The sequence below is a fragment of the Jiangella anatolica genome, from assembly GCF_003236295.1.
Lineage (GTDB): Bacteria > Actinomycetota > Actinomycetes > Jiangellales > Jiangellaceae > Jiangella > Jiangella anatolica.
The window spans coordinates 41,795-52,538 of record NZ_POTW01000042.1 but is presented as its reverse complement, the minus strand read 5'-3'; the positions used below and the strand labels follow the sequence as shown (position 1 = coordinate 52,538).

Here is a 10,744-nt window from a genome sequence, read left to right as displayed (position 1 = left end):
CCGCATGGGCGCGCTCCCCAGCAGGCGGGTCGGCACCGTGGACGACAGCCCGCCAGCGAACACGCGCATCGGCGTCGCGCCGAGCAGTCGGGTAGGCACCGTCCCGGACGCCCACGTGACCCCCGCCGCGATGACCGCCGCCGTCCCCAGCACGGGGACCAGCGCCGCGACACCCGGGAACGGCGTCGCCGCGTCGTACGTCAGCGCCGCCCAGCCGATCGCCGCGAGCCCGCCGCCGGCCAGTGCGCCGGCCAGCCGGCGCGGCAGCCGCTCCAGCCGCCGGGCGCCGATCGCCAGCGCCGCGCCGGCCGCCAGCTCCCACGCGCGCGTCGTCGACACGAGGTACGCCGCGCCGGGCGATGCCGCGGTCAGGTGCACCGACCACGCGAGCGACGGGACCGCGACGACGGCCAGCCCAGCCAGCAGCGTCCGCCGCAGCGACGGCGTGCCGCGGCGGCGCCGGTGCCACCACACCAGCGCCAGGATCAGCACCGGCCACAGCACGTAGAACTGCTCCTCGACGGCGAGGGACCAGAAGTGCTGCACGGGGCTGGGCGGCTCGCCGGCGGCGAGGTAGTCCACCGAGTCGGCCGCGAGCCGCCAGTTCACCACGTACGTCGCCGCCGCGGCGATGTCGCCGGCGACCGCGGGCCAGCGCAGCGGCGGCAGCAGCAGCATCGTCAGCGCGGCGGTCGCGGCCAGCACGACCGCCGTCGCCGGGAGCAGCCGGCGGATCCGGCGGGCGTAGAACCGGCCCAGCCGCAGCCGCCCGGTCGACTCGACCTCGCGCAGGATCAGCCCGGTGATGAGGAAGCCGGAGATGACGAAGAACACGTCCACGCCGACGAAACCGCCGCTGACCAGTGGAATGCCCGCGTGGTAGGCCAGCACCAGCAGCACCGCGACGGCGCGCAGACCCTCGACGTCCGGCCGGAAGTTCGATGGTTGCGCGCCGGTTCGGGACCGGTCCGTCACGTCGCAGGCACTCCTCCCGGCGGCTGTGGCGTCACCGTGAGGGCGTACCCAGCCGCGGCCGCGGCGAACGTGGGAGTCCGCCGCGGCCGGGTCGTGCCGCGGGCCGCGGGAGGTCAGGCCGGCTGCCCGATGGCCCCGATCAGGTCGGCGAACCAGGGCGTGGAGGGGTCGAACTCCTTGCCGCCCTTGATCCGGTCGAACTCGATGGCGCGCAGCCGTCCGCCGCGCTCCTCGTCGTGCCCGATGAGGCCGCCCTCGTGCCGCAGCGCACACTCGACGGCGAGGTCGGTGCAGCTCTTGATCAGCCGCAGGTCGTCGGCGTTCGCGGCGGCGGAGCGGCTGAAGTAGCCGCTCTTCTGCACCATGACCTTCTCGGCGCCGACGCGGGCGGCGAACTGCTTGGCGAACCAGGCGCCGGGGTTGATCTTGTCGATCTTGACGTGGCCGAACGGGTCGCGCGGGACCTCCTCGCCGGCCTCCTCCATCTCGGTGATGATCTCGTCGACGCCGGCGCCCTCGGACAGGAAGATGTTGACGCAGCCCAACTCGTCCATCACCGAGCGCAGCCGGCCGGCCTCGGCGTCGAGGTCGAGCTTCTGCTCGGGCAGGTAGACGGCGTGGACGTCCCAGCGGCGCGGGTCGACGCCCAGCTCCGGCGCCCACTCCTGCGCGGCCAGCCACTTGCGGTAGGCGCGCGCCGTCGCCGCCGTCAGCCAGCCGCAGTGCCGGCCCATCACCTCGTGGACGATGAGCATCCGCGGGTTGGAGGAGTGCTCGGAGATGATGTTGCGCGCGTAGATCGAGCCCTGCTCGGCGGCGGTCCAGGCGCCCAGGCTCTGCCGCACCGGCACGATGTCGTTGTCGACGGTCTTCGGCAGCCCGACGACGGTCAGCTCGTAGTCGTTGGTCGCGAGGTACGCGGCGAGGTCGGCGGCGGTCGTGTTCGTGTCGTCGCCGCCGATCGTGTGCAGCACGTCGACGCCGTCGCGGGTGAGCTGCTCGGCCGCGACGTGGAGCGGGTCCTGGCCCTCCTGGACCAGCCCGCGCTTGACGCAGTCGGCGACGTTGGTCAGCTTGACCCGGCTGTTGCCGATGGGCGAGCCGCCGAACCGGTGCAGCCGCGACGCCGTCGCCCGCATCTCGGGCGTGACGGTGATCGAGCGGCCGGTCAGCAGGCCCGCGTAGCCGTCGAGGTAGGCGATGATCTCGACGTCGGGCGCGATCTCGGTGTACCGCTCGATCAGGCCGCCGACGGCCGAGGACAGGCACGGGGCCAGGCCGCCGGCCGTGAGCATGGCGACCTTGCGCACGGGGGTGCTCTCGGGCATATGACGTGACCTTCTGTCGGAGTGGGACGGATCGCATGTCACCTTATCGTCGGTTCCTGAGACCACCGGCCGCGCTGTCCGGGGTGTGGGCGTTCACGGCGGGTTCACAGCGCGGCGGCCTACCCTGTCAGGTGTGAACTCCCCGGAGGACCTTGCGCTGTACACCGAGCTGACCGACGCGGTCGGCGCGCTGGAGGCCGGTCAGCAGCCCGAGTGGCCCGACCCGGCCGCCGTCCAGGACGCCGTCGCGCAGCTGCGCGCCATGCCGCCGCTGGTGTTCGCCGGCGAGTGCGACCTGCTGCGCGAGCGGCTGGCCGCAGTGTCCCGCGGCGAGGCGTTCGTCCTGCAGGGCGGCGACTGCGCCGAGACGTTCGCCGGGGTCAGCGCCGACAACGTCCGCAACAAGCTGAAGACGCTGCTGCAGATGGCGGTCGTGCTGACGTACGCGGCCAGCGTGCCGGTGGTGAAGATCGGGCGGCTGGCCGGGCAGTACGCCAAGCCGCGCTCCAAGCCCACGGAGACCCGCGACGGCGTCACGCTGCCGGCGTTCCGCGGCGACATCGTCAACGACTTCGAGTTCACCGAGTCCGCCCGGGTGCCCGACCCGCACCGGATGGTCCGCGCCTACCACGCGTCGGCGGCGACGCTGAACCTCACCCGCGCGTTCGTCGGCGGCGGGTTCGCCGACCTGCACCAGGTGCACGCCTGGAACAACGACTTCGTCCGCACGTCGCCGGCCGGCCAGCGCTACGAGCGGCTGGCCCGGCGGCTGGACCAGGCGTTGAAGTTCATGCGGGCCATCGACGTCGACACCGAGCAGCTGCGCACCGTCGAGCTGTACTCCAGCCACGAGGCGCTGCTGCTCGACTACGAGCTGGCGCTGACCCGCATCGACTCGCGCACCGGCGCGCCGTACGACGTGTCCGGGCACTTCGTGTGGATCGGCGAGCGGACCCGCCGGCTCGACGGCGCGCACCTGGAGTTCGCGGCGCGTATCCGCAACCCGATCGGCGTCAAGGTCGGCCCGACGACGACACCGGACGAGCTGCTGGCGCTGGCGAACAAGCTCGACCCCGAGCGCGAGCCCGGCCGGCTGACGTTCGTCACCCGCATGGGCGCCGGCAAGATCCGCGACGCGCTGCCGGCGCTGATCCAGAAGGCGCAGGCCGACGGCCTGGTCGCCTCCTGGATCTGCGACCCGATGCACGGCAACACCTACGAGGCGCCCAGCGGCCACAAGACCCGCCGCTTCGACGACGTCGTCGACGAGGTCCGCGGCTTCTTCGAGGTGCACCGCTCCCTGGGCACCCACCCCGGCGGCATCCACGTCGAGCTCACCGGCGACGACGTCACCGAGTGCGTCGGCGGCGGCGACCCTATCGCCGAGGACGGCCTGGGCAGCCGCTACGAGACCGTCTGCGACCCGCGGCTGAACCGCACCCAGTCGCTGGAGCTGGCCTTCCTCGTCGCCGAGCTGCTGGAGTCGGCGAACTAGGACTCCCACCGGAACCCGTCCGGGTCGGTGAAGGCGCCGTCCGCGCCGCCGATGACGACGCCGTGCGCCCCGGCGCCGGCCGGGTCGACGCCGGCGACCTTGGCGAGGTCCTTGCGCCGGTTGAGGGTCAGCGTGACGGCGCCGGTGTCGAGCTCGGCGTACTTGCGGCCGAAGCTCTTCGCGACCGTGAAGCCGCGCTCGGCGTAGAACCGCTTGCTCGCGGCCACGTCGTCGACGCCGAGCTGGAGCACGACGTCGTCGACCTTCAGGGTGGCCGGGCCGGTGTCCTTCTTCGACGACGACGCGACCGTCACGATCGTGCCGTCCGGGGCCGTGACGACGCCGCCATAGCCCCACAGCGACTTCGAGGCGGGCTTGAGCACGGTGGCACCGGCCTCGACCGCGGCGGCGACGAGCGCGTCGACCGTGCCGGGCTGGGACGCGACGAGCGACAGCGTGAACCCGCTGAAGCCGTCGCCCGGCACGCCGCCGGACCGGAGCCGGACCCGATCGTCCAGGCCGAGGGAGGTGTAGAAGCCGGCGGCGGACGCGGGGTCGGCCACCTCGAGGGTGATGTGATCGATGGTCGTCATGAGGGTTCTTCCTTTCGATTCGGTGTGGTCAGCGCTGGAGGAAGCCGAGCAGGTTGCCGCTGGGGTCCTCGACGACGGCGGCCAGCTGCCCGCCGCCGACGTCCTTGACGTCCTGACGGGTGCGCCAGCCGGCCTCGACGGCCCGGCGCAGGGCCGCGGCGGCGTCGTCGACGTGGCAGTACCCGACGGGGCCGTTCATGCCGTGGCCGTGGCCGTTCGGGTCCAGCCCGATCTCCTGGTCGCCGAGCCGGAACCCGACGTAGTAGGGCTCGTCGGCGTAGGGGGCCACGCCCAGGACGGTCCCGTAGAGCGCCCGTGCGGCGGCCAGGTCCCGGACCGGGACGATGATGGTCTTGATGCCGTGGCTCACGGCCTGCCTCCTCGCTGCGGTGGATCCGATGCCTCAGCCTCCCGCCGGGCCGGCCCCGCCCACATCCGTGCCGAGCACGGGTCGGAGCACGTAGCCCGTACGGAATACTGGGCGGGGTGTCGAAGCAGCCGGTCACGACGGCCATCTCGGCCCGCGAGGCCGAGATCCTGGCGCTGGTCGGCGAGCACCGCACCAACGCCGAGATCGCCGCGCAGCTCTACATCTCGGTGCGCACGGTCGAGACGCACGTGTCGTCGCTGCTGCGCAAGCTGGGTGCGCCCGATCGCCGGGCGCTCGCCGGGCTCGCGGCCGAGGCGGCGCGCGAGGAGCGGACGAGTCAGGCGCTGGCCGGGCTGCCGGCGCCGCTGAACCCGTTCATCGGCCGCGCGGAGGAGCGCCGCGAGTTGCGTGAGGCGGCCGGCGCGCACCGGCTGGTCACCGCGGTCGGCCCGGGCGGGGTCGGCAAGACCCGGCTCGCGCTGGCCGTGGCCGCGGACCTGGCCGGCGACCACCCCGACGGCGTCTGGTACGCCGACCTCGTGCCGGTCACCGATCCCGCGCTGGTCGGCGCGGCCGTGGCCGACGCGCTGGGCGTGGGCGAGCAGCAGGGCCGCGGCATCGACGACTCCGTGTTCGCCGCGCTGGCCGACCGGCGCGCGCTGCTGGTGCTGGACAACTGCGAGCACCTGCTCGACGGCGTGGCCCCGTTCGTCGAGCGGATGCTGGCACGCTGCCCGGCCGTGCACGTCCTGGCCACCAGCCGGGCCCGGCTCATGATGCCGTTCGAGCGGGTCTACTCGGTGCCGCCACTGTCCCTCGGCGCCGCGTCCGACGCCGTCGCCCTGTTCGCCGACCGCGCCGCGGCCGTCGGCTGGACCGTCGAGCCCGGACAGCTGGACCAGGTCGCCGACGTGTGCCGCAAGCTCGACGGCGTGGCGCTGGCGATCGAGCTCGCCGCCGCCCGGCTGCCCGCCCTCGGGTTCGACGGACTGGCCGCCGGCCTCGCCGACCACCTGCGGCTCCTGGTGGGCGGCTATCGCGCCGACGACCGGCACCGCTCCGTGCGCGCGGTGCTGGACTGGAGCCGGGCGCTGCTCGACGAGCCCGGCGTGGTCCTGCAGCGGCGGATCTCGGTGTTCGTCTCCCCGTTCACCGCCGCGGCCGCGGCGTCGGTGGCCGGATTCGACCCGTTGGCGCCCGGCGACGTCGTCGACGGGCTGGCCCGGCTCGCGGACCAGAACCTGCTGAGCGTCGTCCCGTCCGCCGGCGTGACCCGGTACCGCGCGCTGGAGACGATCCGCCAGTACGGCGCCGAACAGCTCACCGCGGCCGGTGAGCTCGACGCCACCCGGGCCCGGCAGCTCGAGTGGTGCCTGGCCGTGGCCACCGAACTGGCCACCGACCATTCGCCGCCGGCCGGTGACTGGCGGGCGCGGTTCGACGCGGTCGCCGACGACCTGCGCTCCACCCTCGGCTGGGCGGCCGCGGACGCCGGCCGGCGCGACGGCGCCCACCGGCTCGCCCTGGCGCTGGCCGGGCTGGCCTTCACCCGCAACCTGCTCGGCGAGTCCCAGCTGCGCTACGAGCAGGCCGCCGCGCTCGCCGGCGACCCCGCCGCCGCGGCCACCGCCCTGCGATCGGCCGCGAGCGTCGCCGCGTGCCGGCTGCTCGGCGACGACACCTACCGGCTCTGGCGGGCCGCCGCCGACGCCGCCCTCGCCGCCCGCGACCCGGCGGCCGCGGCCCGGGACCTCGCCACGGCCGCGATGACCACGTACCGGAAGGCCGCGACGTTCGCCCGGCGGCCCGCGCCCGAGGAGTCGGCCGCGCTGCTCGACCGGGCGCGCGAGCTGGCCGGGGACGGCCCCGCCGCCGTGGCCGCCGTGACCCTGGCCGAGTGCGACGCGCTCGGCTACGCGTTCTTCGCCGACCACGCCCGGCCGGCGCCGTCGGCCGCCGAGCTGACCGCGCTGGCCGAACGGGCCGTCGAGCTGGCCGGCGCGCTCGGCGACCCGCTCGCCGAGAGCGCCGCGCTGCAGGCGCTGACCGCCGCGCAGCGCCGGGCCGGCGACGGCTTCGCCGCCGCGGCCACCGCGGGCCGCCGCGTCGACCTGCTAACCGCGGTACCCGTCACGCCCGCCGCTACCGACGAGCTCATCGACGCGCTGCAGATCGCCACCGCGACCAGCATCGGCGTCGGCGACTTGCCTGCGGCGCGGCGCCGTGGCCGGCAGCTGTGCGACCTGCCGCCGCTGGCCGAGACCGGCCACGTCGCCACGTCCAGGCTGATCATGGCCGACGCGCTCGCCGGACACGCCACCGACGTCATCGCCGCCGCCGGCCGGTTCCTCGACGGCTGGACGCGGGCCGGCCGGCCGCAGAACCGCGGCTTCGGCCCGGTCGCCGCCGGAGTGGCGATGATCCACGGGCTGCGCGGCGACGACGCCGCCCGGGCCGAGTGGCTCGCCGTCCTCGACCAGCTGGGCGTGACCCCCGAGGACCGCGCCGGCTACAGCCCCACGTTCGACGCGATCGTCCTGCTCCACGATGGCCGCGCCGGCGCCGCCCTGGACCTGCTCGACCCCGGCGACGGCGAGCCGAGCCCGTGGCGCACCGGGATCCTGCTGCACTGGCACGTCGCACTGCGGGCCGAGGCCGCCGTGCTGGCCGGCCGGTCCGACGCCGCCGAGCTGCTCTCCGCCGCCCGCCCGGTCGTCGGCGCGAACCCCGTCGCCGGGGCGCTGCTCGACCGGGCCGCCGCCCTCCTCGACGACGACCGCGAACGGCTGCTCGCCACCGCCGCCGCGTTCGAGGCGGCCGGCTGCCCGTACCAGCGCGACCGGACGTTCACCCTCGCCGGCGACCGGCGATGATCATGGAACCAGGGCGCCGGCGGTCGCGGCGAGGACGGGGGCGTGGTCGGCGGCCCAGCGTTCGGCCAGCGGCAGCAGGTCCGGCAGCTCCCGTTCCTCGATGACGAACGACGGCACCGGCAGGGTGGCGCCCAGCTCGGCGAGGACGGGGCGCAGCTGCAGGTCCGCGACGAAACGGTGGGTGGGCGCGGCGGCGACGGTGACCGGGACGGCGACCGTGCCGCGCAGCGCGCCGCCGGGCAGCCGGTCCAGGAACGCCTTGAGCAGGCCCGTGTAGCTGGCCTTGTACGTCGGCGTGGCCACCACCAGCACGGACGCCTCCGCCGCCGCGGCCAGCGCCGCCTCGCCGTCGGCCGCCAAGGAGTCCAGCCACTGTCCGCCGAAGCCGGCCAGGTCGAACACCGGCCCGTCGGGCAGGCCGGCCCGCGCGCCGATCGCCGACGACAGCGCCGTCGCCACCCCCAGCGTGCGCGACCCCGCTCTCGGGTTGCCGACCACTGTCACGATGCTCATCTCGCGGGAACCTCCAGAGCCGATCGAACCGGTGAACCGAGAACCGGCACGACCGGTGCGCCGGGCACGACCCGCACGGACACCGTCGCGCCGACGTCGACGCCCAGGCGGAAAAACTCCGTCCGGGTCATGGTGGCGAGCACGACCTGCTCGCCGGTGCTGACCTCGACCCGCACCTCGAAGCCGACGCGCACGACCCGGGCGACCCGGCCGGCGACGGCGTCGGGGTCGTCCGCGCCGGGCGCCAGCGCGACGTCGTGCGGGCGCACCAGCTCCGAGCCCAGCTGCGTGACCGGTCCGAGGAAGCGCATGACGAAGTCGTTGGCGGGGGAGTCGTAGAGCTGGTCCGGCGAGCCGATCTGTTCCACCCGGCCCTCGTTGATCACGACGATCTCGTCCGCCACCTCCAGCGCCTCCTCCTGGTCGTGCGTGACGAAGACGGTGGTGACGTGCACCTCGTCGTGCAGCCGGCGCAGCCACTCGCGCAGCTCCTTGCGAACCTTCGCGTCCAGCGCGCCGAACGGCTCGTCCAGCAGCAGCACCTTCGGCTCGACGGCGAGCGCGCGGGCCAGCGCCATGCGCTGCCGCTGGCCGCCGGACAGCTGCGCGGGCAGCCGGTCGGCGAACTGCTCCAGGTGCACCAGCGCCAGCAGCTCGTCCACCCGCCGGCGGATCTCGTCCTTGGGCCGTTTGCGGATCTCCAGCCCGAACGCGACGTTGCGCCGCACGGACAGGTGCTTGAACGCGGCGTAGTGCTGGAAGACGAACCCGACACCGCGCTTGCGGGCCGGCAGCGCGGTGGCGTCGAGGCCCTCGATACCGATCGTGCCGGCGTCGGCCCACTCCAGCCCGGCGATGATCCGCAGCAGCGTCGACTTCCCGCCGCCCGACGGGCCCAGCAGCGCGGTGAGCTGCCCGGACGGGATGCTGACGGACACGTCCTCGAGCGCGACGAAGTCGCCGAAGCGCTTGGACACGCCGGTGACCTCGATGCTCATCGGGGTTCCTCCTTCGGCCGGATGATCGAGACGACGACGATGCAGGCGACGGCGACCAGCGCGAGCAGGAACGCCGTCGCGTACGCGCCGCCCTGGTCGAAGTTCAGGTACTTCTCCTCGACGACGAGCGTGGCGGTGCGGGTCTGCCCGAGGACGTTGCCGGAGACGACCTTGACGGCGCCGAACTCGCCCAGCGACCGGGCCAGGCTCAGCACGACGCCGTACGTCACGCCCCACTTGATCGCCGGCAGCGTGATCCGCCGGAACGTCTGCCCGGCCGTCGCGCCGAGGCTCTGCGCCGCCTGCTCCTGCTCGGTGCCGATCTCCTCCAGGACGGGGACCACTTCGCGGATGACCAGCGGCAACGCGACGAACGTCGTCGCCAGCACGATGCCGGGCGTCGCGAAGATCACCTGCAGCCCGGCGTCCTCCAGGCCCGGGCCGAACCAGCCGGACCGGCCGCCGTACACCAGCACCAGCGCCAGCCCCACCACGATCGGCGACACCGACAGCGGCACGTCCAGCAGCGCGTTCAGCAGCCGCCGGCCGGGGAAGCGGTAGCGGACGATCAGCAACGAGATGCCGACGCCGAACACGGTGTTCAGCACGACGGACACGATCGCGACGCCGACGGTCAGCCGCAGCGCGTGCGCGACGTCGGGGTCGTCGAGGATGCCGCGCAGGTTCTCCAGGCCGCCGTCGAAGGTGTGCTGCGCGACCAGCCACAGCGGCCACGCGACCAGCAGCACCAGATACGCCGTCACGACCGCACGGGCCACCCAGCGGCCGCGGCCGCGCGTCCTCGGCCGCCGGCTAGCCACGGCGGCCCACCCGGCGCTGGATCACGTCGAGCGCGACGATCACCGCGAACGACACGGCCAGCAGGACCGTCGCGACCGCCGCCGCGTTGTCGAGGTTGTCGTTCTCGATGCTGCTGAGGATCCGCACCGACGTCACCTCCGTCCGCCTCGGCAGGTTGCCCGACAGCAGCACCAGCGAGCCGTACTCGCTGACGCCGCGGGCGAACGAGAGCGCCGCGCCGGCCGCGATCGCCGGGGCCAGCGCCGGCAGGATGATCCTTCGGAACGTGGTGAGCCGCGACGCGCCCAGCGACGCGGCGGCCTCCTCGACCTCCCGGTCCAGCTCGGCCAGCACCGGCTGCACCGTACGGACGACGAACGGCAGCGTCACGAACAGGAACGCCAGGAACACCGCGGCCCGGGTGTTGGCGATGTCGACGCCGAGCGGGCTGTCCGGCCCGTACAGCGACAGCAGCACCAGCCCGGCGACGATCGTCGGCAGCGCGAACGGGACGTCGATCAGCACCTCCAGCGCCCGCTGGCCGGGGAACCGGTCGCGCACCAGCACCCACGCGATCAGCGTCCCCATCACCACGTTCACGACGGTGACCAGCAGCGCCGTGCCGACGGTGAGCCGGATCGCGGCCGCCGTCTGCTCGTTCGTCACCGCCTGCCAGAACCCGTCCCACCCGCCGGCGGCGGCCGTCGCCACGACCGCCGCCAGCGGGATCAGCACCAGCAGGCTGAACCAGAGCATCGCGACGCCCAGGCCCAGCCCGGAGGCGCGGGTGAGGCGCAC

At 74.3% G+C, this 10,744-nt stretch carries 10 protein-coding genes; 2 read left to right on the top strand and 8 right to left on the bottom strand.

The window, feature by feature from the left end; translation table 11 throughout:
* A partial coding sequence (locus C1I92_RS17775) for an acyltransferase family protein (protein WP_146605186.1) occupies window positions 1–975 on the bottom strand: 975 nt, incomplete at its 3' end.
* A gap of 113 nt (window positions 976–1,088) precedes the next feature.
* Window positions 1,089–2,303 (bottom strand): pyrophosphate--fructose-6-phosphate 1-phosphotransferase, encoded by a 1,215-nt coding sequence (locus C1I92_RS17770; RefSeq protein ID WP_111255988.1) that lies wholly within the window; start codon window positions 2,301–2,303, stop codon window positions 1,089–1,091.
* 133 nt (window positions 2,304–2,436) lie between these two features.
* On the opposite strand from C1I92_RS17770, the gene C1I92_RS17765 reads away from it, so the two are divergent.
* A complete protein-coding gene (locus tag C1I92_RS17765) occupies window positions 2,437–3,798 on the top strand; it encodes a class II 3-deoxy-7-phosphoheptulonate synthase (RefSeq protein WP_199521327.1) in 1,362 nt (453 codons plus the stop codon).
* Here C1I92_RS17765 and C1I92_RS17760 read toward each other — a convergent pair.
* Window positions 3,795–4,391 (bottom strand): VOC family protein, encoded by a 597-nt coding sequence (locus C1I92_RS17760; protein WP_111255987.1) that lies wholly within the window; start codon window positions 4,389–4,391, stop codon window positions 3,795–3,797. The genes C1I92_RS17765 and C1I92_RS17760 overlap by 4 nt on opposite strands.
* A 28-nt stretch (window positions 4,392–4,419) precedes the next feature.
* Complete coding sequence (locus tag C1I92_RS17755) at window positions 4,420–4,761, bottom strand: VOC family protein (RefSeq protein WP_111255986.1); 342 nt, start codon at window positions 4,759–4,761, stop codon at window positions 4,420–4,422.
* A gap of 116 nt (window positions 4,762–4,877) precedes the next feature.
* On the opposite strand from C1I92_RS17755, the gene C1I92_RS17750 reads away from it, so the two are divergent.
* Window positions 4,878–7,634, top strand: a complete 2,757-nt coding sequence (locus tag C1I92_RS17750) for an ATP-binding protein (protein WP_111255985.1) — start codon at window positions 4,878–4,880, stop codon at window positions 7,632–7,634.
* Here C1I92_RS17750 and C1I92_RS17745 read toward each other — a convergent pair whose 3' ends face one another.
* The 4 genes from C1I92_RS17745 to cysT are packed head-to-tail and all read right to left on the bottom strand — an operon-like array spanning window position 7,635 to window position 10,702.
* Window positions 7,635–8,147 (bottom strand): NAD(P)H-dependent oxidoreductase, encoded by a 513-nt coding sequence (locus C1I92_RS17745; protein ID WP_111255984.1) that lies wholly within the window; start codon window positions 8,145–8,147, stop codon window positions 7,635–7,637.
* Window positions 8,144–9,145: a sulfate/molybdate ABC transporter ATP-binding protein gene (locus C1I92_RS17740; RefSeq protein WP_111255983.1), complete on the bottom strand. Its 1,002-nt coding sequence runs from the start codon at window positions 9,143–9,145 to the stop codon at window positions 8,144–8,146. Before C1I92_RS17740 ends, C1I92_RS17745 begins: the two co-directional genes overlap by 4 nt.
* Window positions 9,142–9,966: a sulfate ABC transporter permease gene (locus tag C1I92_RS17735; RefSeq protein ID WP_111255982.1), complete on the bottom strand. Its 825-nt coding sequence runs from the start codon at window positions 9,964–9,966 to the stop codon at window positions 9,142–9,144. The genes C1I92_RS17740 and C1I92_RS17735 overlap by 4 nt, the downstream gene beginning before the upstream one ends.
* A complete protein-coding gene (gene cysT / locus C1I92_RS17730; protein ID WP_369124116.1) occupies window positions 9,959–10,702 on the bottom strand; it encodes a sulfate ABC transporter permease subunit CysT in 744 nt (247 codons plus the stop codon). The genes C1I92_RS17735 and cysT overlap by 8 nt, the downstream gene beginning before the upstream one ends.
* Between the last annotated feature and the right edge of the window lie 42 nt (window positions 10,703–10,744).